The organism is Marinagarivorans sp. (genome assembly GCF_982758155.1).
In genome coordinates this window covers 1-22,099 of the sequence record NZ_CEXWTU010000063.1, presented here as the reverse complement: position 1 = coordinate 22,099, position 22,099 = coordinate 1, and the positions used below count along the sequence as shown (strand labels likewise).

Here is a 22,099-nt window from a genome sequence, read left to right as displayed (position 1 = left end):
TGCTCGCCCGCCTGATTAATCGGCAAAAAATCACAAAAAAAGCCACCACAAGCACTACTCTGCTGTGCAGCGCCAAGGCTTAGTAACATCAATAGACTGGATAACGGTTTTTTTACACTCGGGAATAGAATAGCCACGACAATCTCCTTTTAAGGTATTTAGTAATACATAGGCTTCGGTTCACAATATCATCACCCAAGCCAGCAACGACCCCGAGTATAACGATTTGGCACTATGGAAATGTAATCGTTTGTAATAGTGCGCGGAACATCATTGGCCCGAGTATATTCAGCAAAACAAACTAGCATAAGCCACCCAAGCCGTTAACGTGTGCACGGCACTTTGCTTTACGTAATGCTCATCGCTAAGAGTTTGTTAATAGTATTACTATTCCTTCCTGTTACCGGCACACCTAAACATGTGCCTATTTTAGCTACCAGTTTTGAGCGGCCGATACCATCAGGTGCGTACAGATAAAAAACATCATCAATAACGGCATATTTTTCAGTCGCGGCGGCAAGGCCTTCAAGCCGATCAACATCGGGGGCGAACTTAGTGAGTGGAAAATAGTAATGCACGCCCTTTCCATCGATAGGTTCAAAAGGATTACGCTTAACTGCATTCAGTAACGCGCTAACCTCAAGCACCACCACAGCCGGCCTAAAACCAAATTTAGCTTCAATGGCATGCGCAATACTATCCGTAGGTTTCGTCGCACTCTGCAGCACAACATTCCCGCTTTGAATATAGGTTTTGACATTCATGCAGCCCTCACCCTCCAGCAATGCCTTTAAGTCCTTCATCAGCAAACCATTTTTACCACCGACATTAATGCCCCTAAATAACAGAATGTAAGTTTTCATCAGAAAATTCCAAATAAATAAAAATAAACCCTACGTCATATTTTTTATACTTAGCACTGCTATCACCAAAGCCAAAATGATAGAATCGCGCCATATTTTACGGCTAGGAGAACATACGATGATTGTAATAACACGTAACCGGGCAGACGTTAAACACTAGAATACAGAGGTTTAGGGGTGAGGTATTAATAGTTTATCCAATTAGACGAAGGGATCGACTTTCTTATCGAGGCGTTTAAAGGGGCGCATGCCTTGGCATGTAACGCTTTGAGTAACGAAGGTAAGTGAGTCGAGATCAAGTATTAGTGGATGAAATATTGTTTCCTCGCCCCTTACCATAGCCTTGTTAGATTTACGTCCCTTGCGCCCGGTATTCACTGGGGCTACATAGCCCTCTTGTTTTTAAAAGTGACATTAGGGCCGAGGAAAAAATATTTCATCCAATAATACTTGCCTCCTACTCCCTCAACAGCGTTACTCAAAGAGTTACATGCCCCGGCATGCGCCCCTTTGAGCGCCTTGTTGAAGAAGCAGGCACCCTAGTCTAATTGGACAAACTATTATTGCCTCGCCCCTTACGCCAGGACTTTACCGTGCCTACAACATTATCGATTACCAACCTAGGTTGGCGCCCCTTTTTTCAACAACAACTTAGCCTAGATGAATGGGAAACCGCCCGCCCTGCTCGCATCGTCGAGCAGCATAAAACCTTGATTCACCTTGCCGCTGAAACCGGTGATTTCATTATCCCACTCAAACCATCAATGCCCGCACTGACAGTAGGCGACTGGTTATTAGTGGATTCTACCGGACAATATATTCGACAACTTGAACGGCAAAGCTGCTTTTACCGTAAAGCTCCCGGCAGCCAAGTGGCCGAGCAATTGATCTCCGCAAATGTGGATACAGCCTTCATTGTTTGCGCACTCAATGAAGACTTCAACCTCAGCCGTATTGAACGCTACTTAACAATGGTTCACGAAGCCGGCGCAGAACCGGTCGTAATACTGAGCAAACGCGATTTATGCAGCGACCCGGCAAGCTTTGTCGATAAAGTACAAGCGCTTGATAAGCGGATCAGCGTAGAAGCTATAAACGGCTTAAACGAAGAAGCGGCAGCACTATTAATGCCTTGGTGCCAGCCGGGTAATACTGTTGCCCTGCTGGGCTCTTCTGGCGCGGGCAAATCAACACTGACCAACACGCTACTAGGCAAAGCATCGCAAGCAACACACAGCGTACGCGAGGGCGATGCAAAGGGACGGCACACCACCACCTGCCGCTCCTTACTTCGCATGCCCAATCACGCTTTACTTTTAGACACTCCGGGCATGCGAGAGCTACAACTAAGCCACTGCGAAGATGGCATTACAGCCACCTTTTCAGATATTGAAGCTTTCGCTCAAAACTGTCGGTTTACCGACTGCCATCATCAAAAAGAACCCGGTTGCGCCGTTCAGAAAGCCATTAGTAATAATAAGCTGGATTCACGACGCTTTAATAACTATTGCAAATTGTTGCGCGAGCAAGCACTTAACGGCGCTAGCCTAGCCCAACGCAGAGCCAACGAAAAAAAGCTGCACAAATCCCACAAACACACCACAAGCCAAGCCGCAAAGCTAAAAGGGAAATAATGTAATCAACAGATCAAGCTGTCCTCGCCAATAAGCAGGACGGCTTGATTTTATTCTTCATTCCCGAACGCATCCCGCCTTTAAGACCAACGATTACCGCCCGCAATCGACAAAATAACAGCAGTTAACCTTCAAAATTAATACTTAATAAATAAATGTCAATTAGTTAACGCCAACAAACTCTCTCTTCAGCTCAAACAGGCTTACGCCAAAAGCTCAGCTATAGTTAATACATTATTTATCTCGCCATTAGGGCGTGAGTTATTCAGTCATGCGACACTTGGTCCCCACACCGCCGGCAACCGTTATACGCATTTTATGCATATTAAGCTTTCTGTTGAGCCTCGCCTGCCATAGCTCAGCTGCGGGGCTACGTTTTTATAACCTGCCGCAACAAGATTTACACACCATCGGTTTAATTACCGCTATAGAACAAGATCAACAAGGTTTTATCTGGTTTGCCGGCGCCAATGGCTTAGCGAGGTTTGATGGTTACGATGTTAAAATTTTGCAGCATAAAGATGCCGACCCCTACTCCATTAGCACCAATAACATCACCGATATGGTCCTCGACAAAAAGAGTGGCTATTTTTGGATTGCCACCTACTGGGGGTTAAACCGGTACGATCCCCGAACCGATGAATTCAAGCATTATTTTCACGATGATAAAAATGCCAATAGCCTTAGCCGCAATGCCATTCTTAACGTATTACTGGATACAAGAGAAAATCTTTGGATCGCCACACAAGGCAGTGGGCTTAACAAACTAAATTTAAAAAATTCACAAATAAGTCGTTTTGACAGCAATAATAGCGCAGTCCTCAACGGTCAAATAAACACTATTTACGAAGATAAAAAAGGCATGCTATGGGTTGGCTACTTGGATGCCGGCGCGAGTCAATTTCGCGTCATGAATTCTGGCAAGTTTGAATTAATTGCGCATTACAACCTCGAAAACAAAGCGCTTAGCCACAACTATGTCATCGATTTCCAAGAAGACCATCTAGGCCGCATTTGGGTAGCAACACAAAACGGTCTAGATAGGATGGATAACAACCAACAATGGGCGCACTACACCAACGATAAACAAGCGACAAATAGTTTATGGAGCCGTGCAATTATTGACCTGCACCTCGATGAACAACAACGCCTTTGGATTGTGGATTCCACCGGCCGTATTTATCAAGTTGATCACGCCAACAATGAGTTCATACGTTACAACCCCAATATTGAGGGCACTGCTAATAATATTTTCACCGATCAACAAGGGGGTATTTGGCTGGGCATATCACCATCAGGGGTTGCACGCGCACACCGCTACGCCAGTGCTTTTAAAAACTATACAGACCTTACGCCGGGAAAAGGTAATAATAAAAATTTAGAAATAACCGCTGTCGATGAAGACTCTCTTGGTAATTTATGGATTAGCACCCAACTGAGCCTTAACTACGTGAGTCGATCAACTGGCGATGTTGAACGCAGCTATTTACATGATTCCTCTAGGCCTAAATGGCGGCGAGGGAGTGCAACCAATGGCATCCAATTGATTGATGATAATACCCTATGGTTAGGAAATTCATGGCATGGACTTAATTCGCTGAATGTTCAAAAGCAAGAATTTGAGCATTATCTCCCTAGCGACGATCAAGAGAATGACCTACAAACTCGACAAATATGGAGTATTACGCAAGATAGTCAGAAGCAACTATGGATTGGAGGCCATCAAGGCTGGCTACACAAATACAATGCCGACAAAAACAATTTCGATGCCGTTCAAATAAATACCGACTATAACGCCAATCGACTCATGGTGATTTATGAAGATAAGAATCAAGGATTATGGATAGGCGCTGACAACGGGCTTTACCATTCCAAATCACTCGATATCAAAGCCCCCTTCACCCGCTACGATCGCCACAGCAAAGGTCCGTTAGCACCGAATAACGACGCCATATTTTCTATTCTTCACGATAGCCGTGGCCATTATTGGTTTGGTTCCAATGGTGGCGGGCTTTACCACTGGAACCCCTTAACCGAAAAATTTAACACCTACTTAACAAAGGACGGGTTAGCCGGTAATACCGTCACCGGAATTCTAGAGGCTGATAATGGTGAAATATGGTTGAGTACTAACAAAGGGTTATCTCGGTTCGATACACATTTACGCAATTTTAAAAATTTCACAACGCAGCATGGGCTACCCAGTAATGTTTTCTCTCTGGCAGCGAATAAACGCCTTAGCACAGGCGAGCTTGCCTTTGGCAGCGCAGCAGGCCTTACCGTATTTAACCCCAAAGACATTTACCAAAACACCCATGCACCCAACGTTGTCATTACTCAATTTTCATTATTTAATCGCCCCATAATACCCTTTGAAGATAATGATTTTGGCCGGCCACCGCTGCTAACCCAACAAATAAATTACACCTCAAAAATCACCCTTGAATCGCATCAATCCGTTTTTAGCTTCGATTTTTCGGCACTGAATCACGATTTACCCGAAGACAATCAATACGCCTATAAACTCGACGGATTCGATAAGGAATGGGTATTCTCTGGCAACCGTAGACAAGCAACCTACACTAACCTAAACCCCGGACAGTATAATTTTCGTGTTAAAGCTGCGAATAACGAAGGTCTATGGAATAACGAAGGCACAGGGATTCGTATTGAAATTTTACCCCCATGGTGGAAAACATGGTGGGCTTACGGGCTCTACTTCTTATTGGCCACTGGCGTTATTGCAAAAGCCCAATATTCGCAATATCGAAAACGTGAACTCGCCGAAAACCAAAGCCGCGAGCTAGAGAAAAAAGTGACCGAGCGTACCCACGAACTTCACGATAAAAATGAAGAATTAGAAGCCGCCTATAAAGCCATGGAAGAACAGAGCCTATCGGACCAGTTGACGGGTCTCAAAAATCGACATTTTTTATACAAAACAATTCCAGTAGAGCTAGCCAGTGCCACACGCTATTACACCCAAACCACAGAAACAGACAATCGAGCCTGCGCGAGTGCCGACCTAATATTTTATATTATTGACTTGGACTACTTTAAAGATGTTAATGATGAGTACGGTCATAACAATGGCGACATTGTACTAAAACAGATAGCCAAGGCGCTCAAAGAGTGTTGCCGAAAATCCGACACGATTGTTCGCTGGGGTGGAGAAGAGTTCTTAATCGTTAGCCGGCTTAGCCACCGAAGTTCAGCTCATGAAGCCGCCGAAAGAATACGGCAAGCTGTTGCCAGTACTCACATTGCGCTCAATAATGGCAAAGTCATCCAGCGCACCTGCTCTATTGGTTTTGCCAGCTTCCCCTGTGACATCAACAACCCCACCTTACTATCCATGGAGCAAACGCTACACATTGCCGACCACTGTTTATACACCGTCAAAGAAAATGGTCGAAATGGCTGGGCAGGCATTGTCGATGGTGACATAGAGAATGCTTCCCCCAAAGAACTCACCACCAATATTCCCGAGCTTATTACCAGCCAACAGCTAACTCTGGTTAGCTCACTTAAGCAATAGCCCTATTGCAGCCTGGCTTCATTTTGCAGAGTAATACGTGTGATAATAGCTTTTTTTTGGACTGCGGTCTTATCTCGCCAACCAATAATCTCGTCGAGAGTTCGGTGGCAGCCAACACACAAATTGTCACCATCAAGACAACATTTACGGACGCAGGGGCTTGGGACATTATCAGTCTCATGCAGCGGTTTATTGCTCATAGTCGTAATTCAATAAAATTTACCCATTAATTAGAACTGTAAGCGATCTACTGCCAACCTTTTTTGTCCACACATAACACACCAGAAATGGCAAGCCATCGATCGGTAGATCTGAGGGGCGAAGAAACAATATGCTATCAGCTAATTAACTGTTTGCTGGTACGCGACTAAACACTCATTAAGCCTTCTTTTTGCCTCTAATACAAAGGCTAATTGCTCCGTGATAGCAGGCACATCCTCAGCCCTACAAGCGGCCTCCAGCTTCTGGCTGCAATGCATCAAAGCCAAAGCACTCATGTTACCCGCAACACCTCGCAATGTATGGCAGTCAGTAATCGCGTCGCCATAAGCCCTTAAGGCAATATGTTTTTGCAAGTCTGCCACAATACTGGTTTCGCTCTGCAAGTAGGTCGCAATCAGTTTTACTACGCGCTCAGGCTTATTACCCACACGCTTAAGTATGGCGTCATAATCCCACACTAGGGGCTCAGGAGTAGCGCAATCCCCATCCGCTAAAACAACGCTAGCCTCCGGCTTAACCTTTAATTGCCAAAGCGTTAGCGCTTCCATTAATAGGTTTTCATCGATGGGTTTACTGATGTAATCATCCATACCCGCATCAATGCAACGCGCTCGATCTTCTTTCATTGCGTTCGCTGTCATAGCAATAATAGGTATTGTTTCATAGCGCGCTCCCGCGTTGCCCTTTCGAATGGCCTGCGATGTCGCAAAACCATCCAGTATCGGCATCTGGCAATCCATTAAAATAATATCGATCTTTTCACGGCCGTTATTCAATAGGTCCAGCGCCTCTTGGCCATGATTAGCAATCACAAGTACCGCTTGTGTATCGGCCAATAAAAAAGAAACCAATTCCTGGTTAACCGAGTTGTCCTCTACTAGCATAATGGTCAAATCCGATAAATCTACCGGTTCATCTATAGGCGGCTTCTCTGCCACCCATTCATGCTTGCCCTGCGTTAACGATGCAATAAAATCAGCCGTGAGTAATGGCGTAGCTTCCTCTAGGGCAGAATCGTGCTCAAAGATAATAGCCAACGCTTGATACAACACGGCACTGGGGGTTGGCTTAGTAAAAAAACCACTAAAACCGTAACTGGCCATTTCACTAACATCGCCCGGCTGCCCCTGCGATGTCATTATTATTAATGGGATATCACGCCAACGATCATCACCCTTCAGTATTTTACCCAGCATGGCGCCATTAGTATCCGGCATTTGAAAATCAATAATCGCTGCATCAAACAAAGGGCCACTTGCCTCCTGATTAGCGGCGTCTATAGACGAGGCCTGCTGTAAATAATGTATCGCCTCCTCGGCACTGGATACACAAACAACCGCGATATTTTCATTCTTCAATTGCTCCGAAAAAATCGATAAATTAACGGCATTGTCGTCTACCACTAAAACCCGCTTGCCCGCAAAATCTATCGGCGGCATTAACGGTGTTTGCACACTACCCTTACCTAAGTAAATTTCACAACTAAAGCAACTCCCACTTCCAGGCTCACTAGTAACATTCACTCGCCCATCCATTAAATCGCACAACTGCCGCACAATACTTAACCCCAGCCCTGTACCACCATACTGCCGTGTTGTGGAAGTATCGGCCTGAGTAAAAGCCGCAAATAAATCCGCTTGTTTCTCCGCAGGAATACCAATACCACTATCTTGTACCTCTAAGCAAATGCGTACCCGCTCGGCATCAACTAACTGAGTACTTACCCGTATTAACACCTCCCCGTGCAGGGTAAATTTAAGCGCATTCCCCAGTAAATTTGTAACAATTTGACGAATCCTTATCGGGTCCCCGATTACGCGTGTTTGGTCAACTTTGTGAGTGTCAAGAATCAGCTCTAGCCCCTTCTCTTCGGCTTTAAAAGCATAGGCATCGGCAATATCGCTTAACAAGCCTGTAACATCAAAATCGACAGCTTCCAATGTTAACTTACCGGCATCAATCTTAGAGAAATCTAAGATATCGTTAATTATCGTCAGTAACGATTTGGCACTGGTTTCAGCAATATCCGCTTTACGCGCTTGGTCCGGCGTTAATGTTGTACGCCTTAAAAGCCCCAGCATGCCCAAAACACCATTCATTGGAGTTCTTATTTCATGGCTCATACAGGCTAAAAAGTCACTCTTAGCCTGGTTTGCAGCTTGTGCTCGCTCACGCTCATCCTCCAGCGCCAGCTCTGTATTTTTTTGCTCGGTAATATCAGTAAGAAGTGAAATATAATGCTTAATACTGCCATCAATATTTTTAACGGGCACAACGGTGGTAGATGCCCAATAAAGGCTGCCATGTTTATGGCGATTACACATTACGCCCTGCCACACATTTCCACTGTAGATACAGGCGAAAAAATCATCAAGGAAATTTTTGGAATGATACTCTGAGGTTAAAACACTATGATTTTTCCCAATAATTTCCTCTAATTCATAGCCGCTAATATCCGCTAACTTTTGATTCGCATAAATAATAATTCCGCTCAAATCTGTAATGGCAACAATAGCATGCTCGGCCAAAGCAACGCGCTGCTCTTCTAACTCAAACATAGCGGTTTCTAGTGCTAGGTTATGATTTATCAATTTCAGTTCATAATCTCGCCGAGCATCGAGCATTTCTTGTAAGGTATCAGCTAAATCAGCAATTTCATCGTCAGTGTCAATATGAAGCCGCTGTTCCAGGTTACCCTTGGCCGCGAGTTTTGCTGCTTGCGACAAGTAACGAATAGGGTCTGTAATCCTACGCGTAATAGCAAAAGTAAATACTGTAATCCCAACAATGCTCAAGAGCACTATGATCAATAAGCAAGTACGTAACCAATACACCGAGGCAAAAGCAACCGTTTCCTCAACTTCACTCACAAGAATCCAGTCAACATTCAATATTTTTATCGCGTTTTGGATACCAACAACATCGTATCCTAATGGTCCACGATAGGTGCTAACGTCACCATCACTATATTCCACGCCTGAACGTACTAAGTTTATTTCTTTACGTAACACCCAATCTTCCACTGAAGTAAGCGGGTCCGCAAGTGACGCCAGGTTAGCCTTACCCATTTTTTTTATTATTTTGCTCGCGTGAGGAAGAACAGAACGCAAGCGAGCATCAGAGCCAACCAAGTAGTGCTGTTTAGCGCCGTGCTTACTTTGAAATAATGCATCTAAAATTCGATCTATTCGCACCTGAATAGCGAAAACACCAATGCGGTCGCCATTGTCATCCACTATCGCGGCAGTAAAAAAACTCGCGACAATATGATTAGACGGTTCATAGCGTTCTAAGTCAGAATATAATGTTTCGCCAGTATGCAAAGTACGGTTAACTGTTTTAGCAAATAACGTATCGGCATAAGGGCCTGTACTCAAATTCGTGCCTAAATCATCTTCTTTCGTAATCGAAAATAGTACATTACTTTTTTTATCAATTAAAAATATATCGTAAATATACTCATGTTTTCCTGAAAAATTTCGAATCGTTTTATCATGTTCGAAAACAACTTTTTGCCAATCAAAACTCTGCGTATAGGAGTGAAGGTTTTTGTTAGAACGTTCAAAGTCAGTACTAAGACTCTCCAGCAGCGGTGCAACCTCAAAAAATTCCGACAAGGTCTCGACATCTTCTTTACGATAAAAAAACCAATTTTCAATGAACGCCTTATTACTAGCCGCTGTCGCCATCAGCTCTGAGGTGATCGCCGCTTCTAAGCTATTTTTAGCGTTAATATAGCCCAGTAAAGATACAAAAATAATAGGTGGTATGGCCACAACTAGAAACCACTGAGTCAGCGTAGATCTAAGCTTTTGAGCCACAAAAAGACGCCGCACTATTGCACACCCCGCCCATCACTTACCGGGAAGCGAGCTTGCGAAGAGCTCTCCATCGGTAAAAAACGTGGATCAGCCAATTCGTTTAATACTATCGTTTCTTTCAGCAGGCCGCTTTCAACAGCAGCAGCCATAATGCTTGCAAGCCCCGGTATATCCACCGCCAAATTTTGATAATTAATAACTCTTAAATCGGGGTCTAAGCTGGCGACAATTGCCGCATGTGTATGCTCGGGAATGTGTCGCTGAATTTTAACCACAAGATCATCCAGCAACGCGCCCCCTGTAGTACGTGCTAATTCAATATCCAGCCCGGCTTGTTTAATCGCATTCATCACTTCCTGAACCGCTAAAAATTTATTTTTTAGCGCGTGATCAGTGGCAATAGCAATGCATTCAACATGGCCATGTTCAGAAGGAAATATATCCTTCGAATACCAAGCTATCTTGCCAAAACCCTGAGTTTCAGCAATATCTGCCCAAGGGAGCGATTGTTCAAAAGCGGCAGGAATTGCACGCTGCCCTTGCGACTTAATAAAAAGTGGCGCCTTAGCCGGAGCCACCGTTAAGGATTCAACCTGGGCCCGGCTATTGTAGTCAAAGCCCAAAGACACCCCATGCATTTTTAAATATCGGTAAAGTACAACGTTATGAGTAGAGAATTTATGCGGTACGCCCACCCTAACCCTTTTGCCTGTGCGCTCAAAATACGCGACAAAAGCTGCGGCCAACTGGGCATCGGGTTTACGCCAAGCACGCGCATCCGGTAAATTAATTTGCGCGGCCAACAGCGCGTTAATCGCCAGTGCATTACCATCACGATGCATCAAGCCCACCCATCTAAAGTTCGGTTGCTCACGGTACATATCCAACGCTAGCGGTGCCATCGTAAAGGCCATATCAGCGTTGCCCTCACTAAAATAGGCACGCAACAAATCCCAGCTAGGCATGCGAGCTAAGGTAAAATTGGCGTGTTTGAATTCAGAACGGTAATTTTCATAAGCAATAATGGCAGCGTAGTGATCTGCTAGGGGAATATACGCTGCCTCGATGCTTTGCATGGCCTTAGCACCATTAGTACCCGGCTCTTGCGCCATTACTTTTTTCTTCGGCATAGGCTCAGCAAAAACTGGCTGCGCAGTAGCATTCGCACCACAAAAAAAAGACCCTAGAAGCAATGCAAGTATTAACCCATGATACATAGCTGCCCCTCTATCAAAGACTTGCCATTTAACGTAGAAAGTAACAAGCCCGACGCAATAACCCAACTTAATAACCCGACACTGTAATTAGTCAGTTTCCCCACACAATCAACACGTATTATTTATATTAGTCTAGCTACTCTAGGCCTATTTGCACTGCGCTAGCACTGCACTTCCAAAGCATATGCGGAAGTCGTCTAAGTAAAAGGAAGACTGCTGAAACGCGTTATAATCGCGAAACCAATACCGCTCAACATATTCATTAAAAACACGCTAAGGGGCGTGCACGGAATAAGTTGCTGGATTTTGGGTTTGTGAGTGCCGGCTTGTCGAGGCGATGATAATGGTTTATCTAAGGGCCGAGGAAAAAATACTTTATCCAATAACACTTGCCTCCTACCTCCTCAACTGCGTTGCCCAAAGCGTTACATGCCCTGGCATGCGCCCCTTCGAGCGCCTTGCTGAGAAAACAGGCGCCTTCGTCTAATTGGACAAACTATTATTGCCTCGCCCCTTAGTGAATGAAATCGTGCTCCCTTGGCTCGCAGAGTCAGTATTTCACTCATTTATACACAAAGCAGGCAAAAAACAGCTATCTTTAACTAATACACACCCGTTCGGCCATACGGTACAGACTCGGCACTGTTCTTCAGCGCGCGGGCCTTATCTGCATTGTTCAACCCATGAGCGGGCTGTTCCAGCAAAAAAATTGGCAATACAGCGCGCAGTGGATTTATGCTTTAAATGAAAAACGTATTGGGTTATCAAGCAACTGAAGCCTTAATCAGCAACCGAAGGTACGCCGAGGCTATACGTTGTTTGTGCGCATTAATAACGGCTGTTTTTTACCTTTGCCTACCGCCCCAGTGCCTAGCCACTGAATACCCACAAACCATTAGCTTTCAAGACATCATGGAAGATGAAGATATTGCGCTTGGTGAAGTAGAAGCCATTGTGCAGGATCACGAGGGTTTTATCTGGTTGGGCGGGCGCAATAACTTACTGCGCTATGACGGCTACACATACTCGCCTGTGTTCGCAGAGGATCATCTCGATCGCGAACGAACACACCCGCTCCGCCATGTGAAAGATGTACTCGAAGACCGTCAAAATACATTATGGGCGGCAGGCAATTTAGGGCTACACCGCTACGATAGCAACACCGAACTCTTTATTCATATTAAATTACCTCAGGACGATCCAGGCTCAGACCAAATCGAAGCCATTAATGTATTAGCCGAAGCACTTAATGGCAACATACTTGCAGGGACTGGGCATGGTTTATACGTCATAAACCCGGCCAATGGCCCTATTAGCGTTTTACGCAATAACGAACCTAAAACCAATACCCTGCCCGGCAATGTCATTCTCGATATACTGGTCGCTCAATCAGGCGATATTTGGTTGGGCATGGACGATGGGCTCGTGCAATTGCAAAGTAACTTTGAAAGCTACAATCTAATACTTCCATCCCCGGACAATTCACAGTCGCTCACTCACAACGCGGTACATACCGTTGCTGAGGATCATCAGGGCAACATTTGGTATGGCACCAACTACGGCATATACCGCCTAAACCCTAAGACCGGTGAAAAAACACAATATACACATGACCTGAACGATCCTTATAGCTTGGCCAACGACATTACGCGTCATATTTTTGTCGATCACCAAGGCTGGGTTTGGGTTGGTACCGATCAAGGCGGAATTAGTCTTTACGATGCCAACAAAGATCGCTTTATACGGTTTCAACATCAAGATGGTCAAAAAAATAGCCTTGCCAGCAATACGATTCGTCGAATTTATGAAGACAATAACCACGACCTTTGGGTTGGCACCTACCCTTCGGGTGTCAATTTTTACGATCGCTCAAGCGCGGCCATTATTCACCTCGAGAAAAAGCCCGAATTAACTAAAGGCTTGCTCAAAAGCAATGCCGAAGCCCTTGAAGTCGACAACAAGGGAAATCTTTGGATTGGGGCTGGGGGTATAACCAAATACAATCTTGCCAACAAAACCTTTTCGCACTACCAGCACACAGGCAGCAATGCTGGCACACCGTCGAACTCCACACTTAATGGCCTTATTGATTCACAAGGGAATATCTATTTCGGCTCCTGGGGTCACGGTGTACTGCAGTATAATGCAGAACAAGACCGCTTTACCTCCTTACCGACTGAAACAACACAGGTACAAAGAGGCTTAACTGAAGGCACGCTATTGAATGACAACATGGTGTGGAGTATTTATGAGGACGCGCAAAACTCATTGTGGATCAGCACACACTTTAACGGCCTAACGCGCTACGACAAAAAAACAGGCCTTTACCATTTTTTTTCGCACGACGAAAAGGACCCAGCCTCTCTAAGCAACCCGGTCACCTGGGGCACTCTTGAAGACTCTAGTGGCCGTTTTTGGGTAGGTACGGCACGCGGCCTCAATTTAATGAACCGAAAAACGGGAACCTTTAAAATTTACCTTCCCGATATAAAAACTCCCAACAGCCTAGCGAATGCTTCAATACTTTCGATTTTTGAAGACCATAAAAATCGCCTATGGTTTGGCACCGATGCCGGTTTGCACCTTTACAGGCCCGAAAGTGATGATTTTTTAATATTCAATGCCAGCAACGGCTTTTTAGACGATGCTATTCGTGTCATTACTGAGGATCACCAAGGCAATTTATGGCTAGGGACCAATAACGGTATTACTTTTTTTAATGCCGACACCCTAAAAGTCCGTAACTTTTCCCGTCATAATGGTAAATTTATTGGTGGCGTTGCCACGGGCGCAGGTGTCGCACTACCTGATGGCAATGTGGCATTTGGCGCACACAGCGGGGTCTATATTTTTGATGTCGCCCAGCTTACTCAGGAATCCAAAGGGCCACCCGTAGTATTTACTCAACTGCGCTTATTTACCGAAAAAGTCGGCATAAATGATAGCCAAAAAATCTTAAGCCGTGCCCTTAACCAAACCGAAAGTATTACGTTAAACCACACTCACGCCATGATTTCCATTGGTTTTTCGGCCCTTAGTTTTCGGGAACCGGATAAAAACAGGTACGCCTATATGCTAAAAGGTTTTGATAGTAATTGGCGCCAAGTGAACAACCAACAACGTGCGATATATACCAATTTACCATCAGGCTCTTACACCTTTCATGTGAAGGCAAGTAATAACGACGGCGTTTGGAATCATCAAGGGCGCCAGCTAACAATCCAGGTACTGCCGCCACCGTGGCGAAGCTGGTGGGCTTACCTTATTTACAGCAGCTTAATTATAATGATGCTGGCCCTTTTTGTACGGCAACAACGCGGCCGCGTACATCGTCAGCAGGAAATAAATAAACGACTCGAAGCTAAAGTAGCAGAGCGTACAACCGAGCTACAACAAAAACATCAAGAACTTGAAACGTCTTACGCGCAGCTGGAAAAAATCAGTGCCTCCGATCCATTAACCGAACTCTACAACCGCCGTTACCTCCAAAATTTAGTCCCCCTCGATGCAGCAAAGGTCAAACGAATTTATCATAAGAATATTGCAGCAAAAGAAAAGTCTGCATTAGATTTAACTTTTTTTATTTTAGATATAGACTTTTTTAAACCTGTTAACGATATTTACGGACACAGCGCTGGAGACCACCTTCTTATCCAAATTAGTCAGCGTTTAATGGCCACTTGCCGCGAAGCCGATTGTGTAGCGCGCTGGGGCGGTGAAGAATTTTTAATTGTCAGCCGTTTTGTTAGCCGCCGCGAAGGGTTAGCCATGGCCGAGCGCCTTCGCGCCTGTATAGAAAGCCGCCCATTCGAAATGCCCAATAAAGTCCAGCTGCAAAAAACCTGCTCCATTGGTTTTGCCAGCTACCCTTTTATTCAGGAGGAAGACACACACTTTAACTGGGAGCAAGTTGTCGACATTGCAGATAGGGCCCTATATGCCGCTAAAAAATCTGGCCGCAACCGCTGCGTAGGTTTAGCTGCCACCGCCACTACACAGCCAGACATAATCAGCGCATTAAATAAAAATGCGGCCCAAGTAATACAAAGAGATGAAATTGTCGTGATAGGCCATCAAAACCCACCCCTTAACTGGGATTGATACGGCGACTATTTTCTATCACCAAACCATCGCATCAGCACCATCCTTTGCCCCCTCCCAGGATAAAACCCGGCCTCGAGTTTTAATAAAATGACAGCTTATAAAGTAAGAATTACAATCACGCCTCGATTATTCAAACATTCCCCTAACCGGGCCCGCGTATTACTGCCTATTGAGAGGAAAGCACCATGATGACATTCAATTACAACAACCCAACCCGCATTCTATTTGGCCAAGGCCAAATAGCAGCCATTAAAGCTAATATTCCGGCAAGCGCTAAAGTACTTATGCTTTACGGGGGCGGCTCTATTAAAGAAAATGGCATTTACCAACAGGTTACCCAAGCGCTTAACGAGCATCACGTTTTGGAATTTTCGGGGATTAGCCCCAACCCTACCGTCGAGCATTTAGATAAAGCCGTAGCCATTGCGAAAGCAGAAGGTATTAGTTTTATTATGGCCGTTGGCGGTGGATCGGTGATTGACGGCGCCAAATACGTTGCCGCTGCGGCCTGCTACGAGGGCGAAGGCTGGGATATTCTTGAAGGTAAACACACCGTCGCTAAAGCACTGCCTATTGGCTGTATTTTAACGTTGCCGGCAACGGGCTCGGAATCGAACACAGCCTCTGTCGTCAGTAAAGCAGCCACACAAGATAAACTCGCGTTTTTATCGCCGGCCGTGCAACCCCAGTTCGCAGTACTCGACCCAGACGCCATGAAAACATTACCTGCAAGGCAATTAGCCAATGGTATTGCCGATGCCTGGGTACACACATGCGAGCAATACCTTACCCTACAAGAAGACGCATGGGTGCAAGATGCCTACGCCGAAGCGTTACTCAAAACCTTATTGCGCTTAGGTAACGCTTTTGATCAGCAAGATGACCCATGGCGCGCCAACTTAATGTGGTCGGCAAACCAAGCCCTTAATGGTTTAATCGGTTCTGGCGTAACGCAAGATTGGGCCACCCATATGATTGGCCATGAGCTAACAGCCCTTTACGGTGTTGATCACGCCCGATCGCTAGCGATTATTCAGCCGGCATTATTGCGCAACCAACTTCACCACAAAAAAGCTAAACTTGAGCAAATGGGGCAAGCGGTATTTGGCTTAACCACTGGCGATAATTTGGCCGAGCGTACCATTACTGCCATTGAAGCGTTTTACCATCAACTGGATATTGCCACCCAATTAACCGACTATGGTAGCGATAAGCCGGCAGCCATAGAGGCCATCATCGCCAAATTGGAAGCGCACGGCCTCACGGCTATTGGCGAACATCAAAGCATTACCCTTCAAGAAAGCCGCGCCATTTTACAGGCCGCCATTGCCTAAGCGACACACACAAAGCCCCCCAATGATCAGCCAAAGTAGCCGGCTGGTCAGGGCTCGGGGGCGCACGCCAACCCCAACAAACAACACAGATATTTTGCGATATCTACAAATACCTTCTAAAGTTTATTTAGACCCCATCAAAAATACAGTGAAGCCGTGATGACTGAAAAACGATTGCACTCTCGAATTCCACTTCAAATTGACATTAAGATATTGCATCCCGATATTGGCGAAAAAGTGCTGTCCACTAAGGACTTTTCCGAAGGCGGGCTTTTCGTCATTATCGACCCTGCAGACCTGCCCGGTATTGGCGAAACCGTGATGGGCCAAGTACAGAATGCAGAGCGCGATATGCCGATGGTTAAAATGCAAATTGTCAGAGTCGAGGATAATGGTTGGGGCTTACGGTATGTTGATGATGTTAGTGCCGGCGACTAAAAAGTGGTTTGTGTATCGACAAGTGCTTAATCGAACGTAGAACCTCCCCTACCCGCATCATTGACAACAGTAAGAACTACCCCATCATTCTACAGCCGAGACCTGCGCGCTGCTCTCACGTAAAAAAACAGCCCTCTATTCTTAACGAATACAGTCCTGCCAATGGCTGGACACCCTCTTAAATAAGCAGGGTAACTTTCTAACAACGCCATATTTCAATCACTTTCATTACTCCTCAGACTTTGTAGGCTAGACTAAATAATAAGGTATAAGGAACGGGTAAACCCTAACGTTGCATTAGGGCCGAGGAAAAAATACTTTATCCAATAATACTTGCCTCCTGCTCCCTCAGCAGCGTTGCTCAAAGCGTTACATGCCCCGGCATGCGCCCCTTCGAGCGCCTTGCTGAGAAAGCAGGTGCCTTAGTCTAATTGGACAAACTATTATTGCCCCGCCCCTTAGGTTTTGAGTTCAGGAGCTTTTAGAGTGGTATTTATAGCTTTGAACGAAGATTTTTTTGGATTGATACTAGTCACTCTAGGTGAGATCCAGAAAATTGAGTACGACGCTAGAAGTGCTGCTATAGAAGCAGCGAAGCGATACTGGGCTAAAAGTTAATGCAACGTTAGGGTAAACACTATCTCAACCAATGAGATAAAGTACTCACCCCTAAAATTGCCGGGAAATTTACTGAGGGTTAATCATGAGTAACCATGAAACGTGTGAAAAGCCGCACCTGCGCAGTGTTAAATCGTCACAGGTCGTATTAAAAGAATTGATGATACCCTCCTACGCCAACTTTGGCGGCAAGGTTCACGGCGGTATTATTTTATCGTTAATGGATAAAATTGCTTACACCTGCGCTGCCACGCATTCCCGAAGTTACTGCGTGACCGCCTCGGTGGATTCCGTTGATTTTTTAAGCCCTGTTGAAGTTGGCGAACTCGTCACACTGTTTGGCTCGGTCAATTATGTGGGGCGCTCATCCATGGAAGTGGGTATTAAAGTGCTCTCCGAAGATTTTAAACTTGGCGTCGCCAAACACACCAACACCTCCTATTTTACGATGGTTGCTGTGGACGAAGAAACCCGTCAATCCTCCCCGGTTCCCGGTTTAATATTAGAAGACGACATCGAAGTAAAACGCTTTATATGGGGCAAGTTTAGAAAACAATATAAACGCGATCACAAAATACGCTTTCAATCCTTGAATAAAACCATTGATTTCGCGCAAGAAATAAAAAACTTAAAGGATGAGAATTGTGAGGTACAGATATAGCCTCCCACAACCAATATAAGGGGCGTGCATGAAATAACTTACCGTTTTTGAATTCCTGGATGCACGCTTGCCTTCGTTAAAAATATTTGCAATAGCCGGCTATTACGCCATTTTAAGGACAATTGCACTTGAATAATTGCCTTCGTTAAACCTAAAAATTCACAAAATTGATTTCAATTGATTATTGATATATTTGACTTCCACCAAATTTTCAAGCTCTAGATTAAGGTAGCTAGCGAAGTTTTTTGCGGTTTGACTTAGCGCAATATCTTTATGTCGCACTAAATACCAGTGGCTTTTTAGTGGAAAGTGCGGCGTATTCACCAAACTAACTTGCGCATGGGTTGCACTAAGGGCATGCTCAGACAACACCGCAAGGCCCATGCCTTTTTCTACGCTCATACGAATAACTTCATTACTTTCCACTTGAAGGGTTTTATCCAGCGTGTAATTGTGATCACGCAGCCAATTATCGAACACCATTCGCGTGGCGCTGCCCTGCTCGCGAATAATAAACCGCTCACCTTGCAAGCTTTTAAAACTAACCTTTTTGCCTTCAGACCAATGCCCTTGCGGTGCAATAAGCACTAATGGGTTTAAGAGAAACCGCGCACTTAATACATTGCCATCGGTGGGCGGATGACTAAAAATATAAAAGTCGTCCTGTTGATGGTAAAAACGCTGCAAAATTGTACTGCGGTTACCAATGTGCAGCTTCACCTCAATATTGGGGTAAAGCTGATAAAACGCACTCAACAGCTGTGGCATTAAATATTTTGCAGTTGTCACGATGCCAATATTTAAAGTTCCCTGTAGCCCGTCGTTGGCTTCGCTGAGAACCTCATTAAACGCATCGAAGCGAGCAAAAGCATCGAGCGCAGCGTGGTATAGCTCTAAGCCAACAAACGTAGGCTCGTAACCTTGATTAGAAAATAGAGGCTGACCCACAGCCTCCGTCAGGCGCTTTATTTGCTGCGAGACCGTAGGTTGCGACAAATGCAACTGCGCTGCCGCTTGCGAAATAGACCCAGTTTTGATGACCGCCACATACACCTGCAGCAACCGAAACGTTAAGTGACGAATGTTCATAAAGCCCCTCCTCGACGACCATTAATATAGATAATAATCTATATTTGAACATTAAAATATTAATTATCATAAATTCAAGTAAGACTCCACAATAGCGCCGTTCATAACCATTGCGGTTCAATACTAAAACCGAAAGAGAAAATAATGCCTGATATTGTGATTATGTTTTTTGTGCTCGGTGTGGTAGCTGGCGTCGCCAAATCGGATTTGAAGGTGCCACAAGCCGCCTACGACACCCTCAGTATTTTGTTGATGATAACCCTCGGCCTGAAAGGCGGTTTGGCCTTGCACGGGCAAGTGACATGGCAGCTTTTGCCTGAGGTGATTACCGTTTTGTTGCTAGGCGCTGCGATACCTCTAGCCCTTTACCCGATTTTAACGCGACTTGTCGGGCTTAATACTGCCAATAGCGCCAGCTTAGCAGCGCATTACGGTTCTACAAGCGCTGGCGTCATCAAGCTTGACTTTTGCGGGGTTGGCCCTGACCGCTCGATTGCACAAGCGCTGGCACATTTGCGGTAGCGTTGGCGTTTGCTGAGTACCACAACCTCACAATTGCGCCACAGACCACCCTATATTTGGTGCTACTAGAACTACCAGCCATTATCGTTGGCATACTACTGTTTAATCGCTTATCCAAAACAAACCAAAGCGCTGCAGGCATGTGGCACGAAGCCTTAACCAGCAAAGGTGTTGTGTTATTGGTTGGCGGCGTTGTTATTGGCTACATCTACGGGCCAGAAAAAAGCCATAGCGTCAGCGCTGTTTTCCTCGGCGCATTTAAAGCTTTACTAGCGTTGTTTTTACTCGAGATGGGCCGCTGCGCATCGAAATATTTACACCCACTCCCCATTAAGCACTGGCGCATAGCCGTGTTTGCCCTAGTAATACCGCCCGTACTTGGCTTAGTCGGCATCGCGGCTGGGGTTATGCTGGAGTTACCACAAGGTACAACACTCGTATTAGCGGCGCTAACGGCTAGCGCTTCCTACATCGCTGCACCAGCGGCTATTCGCAGCGCAATTAAAGATGCCGATATTGGACTGGCCATTTTTGCATCGCTCGGCGTCACCTTCCCCTTTAATGTTCTAGTAGGAATACCCCTGTACTGGGCCATTATTCAATCTGTTTAATACCTCATGGCTAGCGCCTACCACGGTAAGCGCTAGCCTGGAACATTAGCACTGAACGGCTCAGATAAAGGCGAATGAATTAGCGATCACATACACTCACATTTCGTTAGCTGCTTTTGGGGATAGATATTCAGTATTGATTATGAAAATATCAGATTAATAACTACAGCGGCTTAAAACGAGTACCTGCCTCTGCTGTTCTTTGGAATGGATGCCACATTAAATCAGCCACGAGATCAAAGGGCCCATACTGAAGGTTCTTATTGTCTATAAACGGCAGCATTTACCGAATATAACGATGCGGGCGCAAAACAAAAATCGCCGTCAGTATTCTTTTTTTCAATGAGTATTTTTAAGGATTAATAACGTTTAATTGTTTGGCAGGTATCTAACCAGCAATAAAAAAATGCCTTACTAATTAGTAGCTTACGGCGCGTATAAGTCATTGATTCGCACGCCTGTAATTATTATCGACCACTCATCGGTTTAATGCCTGCTTTAGCGGGAAAGAAATGACGGGGCAGTTAAAACAACAGATTCTCTTAGCACGGAAAATTATAGCGTGATCTAGTCGAGTGACTTATAGCGGTAAAATATATAACGTAAAAGTTAAACGATTAATCTCTACGGCGTTGGCGTACTTAATGAGAGCTAGTCGACTATATTGGTAATACATGTTGGAGATGAATACGTGCTTATAACTAAAAAAAATACTTCGGTTTTCGTTCAATACAACAATATATTCCAAATTATTATTTGCGTAATTATTTTAAACGCATGCGCAGGTGCTGAAAACAAATCGAGTGCTGGTGCGTCGACTTCATCTAATTCAAGTTCATCTATTTCAAGTTCATTATCTTCGAGTAGCTCATCCGTTGATGTTGTTATTGATGATCCGAATATTATAGAGCCAGCAATCGTTTCTATTCCGGGCACTTTACAGCTAGAGGACTACGTGGCATTTAGCGATACAACAGCCGGCAATGCGGGCATGGTGTACCGTGAGGATGATGTTGATCTTGAGCTTGTTAGCGGGAATGATGCAGGCGAAAATTACAACGTCGGGTGGATAAGCCCTGACGAATGGCTTGAATACGCGATTAACGTTACCGAAACTAACTATTACGATATCGCTGTTTTGGCCGCATCTATGACAAACGGCGGATCGATTCATTTTGAATTGGATGGAAGCTATTTGGGTGACGCTTTACGCTTGCCGGGTACGGGCGGGTGGCAATCTTGGGCGGCCACGCGCTTAAAGGGCGTAGAGTTGGTTTCGGGTGAGCATTCTTTACGGGTCTATATGGATAGCGGTGAATTTAATTTGGATGCGCTGACATTTACAATCGGCTCTGAGCCTACAGACCCTGTGATCAGCCCTTTCAAGGTGAAATAAAAACCATCGTGGATTAATTTTCAGCAAAAAG

The 22,099-nt window shown here is 45.1% G+C and carries 14 protein-coding genes; 9 read left to right on the top strand and 5 right to left on the bottom strand.

Annotated features, from left to right (window positions below; translation table 11 throughout):
* Positions 1–347: 347 nt before the first annotated feature.
* Positions 348–863 (bottom strand): DUF1697 domain-containing protein, encoded by a 516-nt coding sequence (locus tag AC3A8L_RS09230; protein WP_487961956.1) that lies wholly within the window; start codon positions 861–863, stop codon positions 348–350.
* A gap of 593 nt (positions 864–1,456) precedes the next feature.
* On the opposite strand from AC3A8L_RS09230, the gene rsgA reads away from it, so the two are divergent.
* Positions 1,457–2,497, top strand: a complete 1,041-nt coding sequence (rsgA, locus tag AC3A8L_RS09225) for a ribosome small subunit-dependent GTPase A (protein WP_487961955.1) — start codon at positions 1,457–1,459, stop codon at positions 2,495–2,497.
* Between the two features lie 271 nt (positions 2,498–2,768).
* Positions 2,769–6,035 carry a ligand-binding sensor domain-containing diguanylate cyclase gene (locus AC3A8L_RS09220; protein WP_487961954.1) on the top strand — a complete coding sequence of 1,089 codons (3,267 nt, stop codon included), beginning with the start codon at positions 2,769–2,771 and terminating at the stop codon, positions 6,033–6,035.
* Positions 6,036–6,037: 2 nt separating this feature from the next.
* On the opposite strand, the gene AC3A8L_RS09215 is transcribed toward AC3A8L_RS09220, so the two are convergent.
* The 3 genes from AC3A8L_RS09215 to AC3A8L_RS09205 all read right to left on the bottom strand — a co-directional run bounded on the left by AC3A8L_RS09215 (position 6,038) and on the right by AC3A8L_RS09205 (position 11,208).
* On the bottom strand, positions 6,038–6,235 hold the full coding sequence (locus AC3A8L_RS09215) for a DUF1289 domain-containing protein (protein ID WP_487961953.1): 198 nt from the start codon (positions 6,233–6,235) through the stop codon (positions 6,038–6,040).
* A gap of 141 nt (positions 6,236–6,376) precedes the next feature.
* Positions 6,377–10,033 (bottom strand): response regulator, encoded by a 3,657-nt coding sequence (locus tag AC3A8L_RS09210; RefSeq protein WP_487961952.1) that lies wholly within the window; start codon positions 10,031–10,033, stop codon positions 6,377–6,379.
* 59 nt (positions 10,034–10,092) lie between these two features.
* Positions 10,093–11,208: an ABC transporter substrate-binding protein gene (locus tag AC3A8L_RS09205; RefSeq protein WP_487961951.1), complete on the bottom strand. Its 1,116-nt coding sequence runs from the start codon at positions 11,206–11,208 to the stop codon at positions 10,093–10,095.
* An 831-nt stretch (positions 11,209–12,039) separates the two neighbouring features.
* On the opposite strand from AC3A8L_RS09205, the gene AC3A8L_RS09200 reads away from it, so the two are divergent.
* From AC3A8L_RS09200 to AC3A8L_RS09185, 4 genes are all read left to right on the top strand, one after another.
* Complete coding sequence (locus AC3A8L_RS09200; RefSeq protein ID WP_487961950.1) at positions 12,040–15,396, top strand: ligand-binding sensor domain-containing diguanylate cyclase; 3,357 nt, start codon at positions 12,040–12,042, stop codon at positions 15,394–15,396.
* Between the two features lie 188 nt (positions 15,397–15,584).
* A complete protein-coding gene (locus AC3A8L_RS09195; RefSeq protein WP_487961949.1) occupies positions 15,585–16,733 on the top strand; it encodes an iron-containing alcohol dehydrogenase in 1,149 nt (382 codons plus the stop codon).
* 159 nt (positions 16,734–16,892) lie between these two features.
* A complete protein-coding gene (locus tag AC3A8L_RS09190) occupies positions 16,893–17,171 on the top strand; it encodes a PilZ domain-containing protein (protein ID WP_487961948.1) in 279 nt (92 codons plus the stop codon).
* A gap of 703 nt (positions 17,172–17,874) precedes the next feature.
* Positions 17,875–18,450 (top strand): acyl-CoA thioesterase, encoded by a 576-nt coding sequence (locus AC3A8L_RS09185; RefSeq protein ID WP_487961947.1) that lies wholly within the window; start codon positions 17,875–17,877, stop codon positions 18,448–18,450.
* Positions 18,451–18,609: 159 nt separating this feature from the next.
* On the opposite strand, the gene AC3A8L_RS09180 is transcribed toward AC3A8L_RS09185, so the two are convergent.
* Positions 18,610–19,539: a LysR family transcriptional regulator gene (locus tag AC3A8L_RS09180; protein ID WP_487961946.1), complete on the bottom strand. Its 930-nt coding sequence runs from the start codon at positions 19,537–19,539 to the stop codon at positions 18,610–18,612.
* A gap of 144 nt (positions 19,540–19,683) precedes the next feature.
* Here AC3A8L_RS09180 and AC3A8L_RS09175 point away from each other — a divergent pair, with 144 nt between their 5' ends.
* The 3 genes from AC3A8L_RS09175 to AC3A8L_RS09165 all read left to right on the top strand — a co-directional run bounded on the left by AC3A8L_RS09175 (position 19,684) and on the right by AC3A8L_RS09165 (position 22,068).
* Positions 19,684–20,061 carry a sodium-dependent bicarbonate transport family permease gene (locus AC3A8L_RS09175; RefSeq protein WP_487961945.1) on the top strand — a complete coding sequence of 126 codons (378 nt, stop codon included), beginning with the start codon at positions 19,684–19,686 and terminating at the stop codon, positions 20,059–20,061.
* A gap of 2 nt (positions 20,062–20,063) precedes the next feature.
* Positions 20,064–20,672, top strand: coding sequence for a sodium-dependent bicarbonate transport family permease (locus tag AC3A8L_RS09170; RefSeq protein ID WP_487961944.1), 609 nt, complete (start codon positions 20,064–20,066; stop codon positions 20,670–20,672).
* Between the two features lie 691 nt (positions 20,673–21,363).
* Complete coding sequence (locus AC3A8L_RS09165; RefSeq protein ID WP_487961943.1) at positions 21,364–22,068, top strand: carbohydrate-binding protein; 705 nt, start codon at positions 21,364–21,366, stop codon at positions 22,066–22,068.
* Positions 22,069–22,099 lie beyond the last annotated feature (31 nt).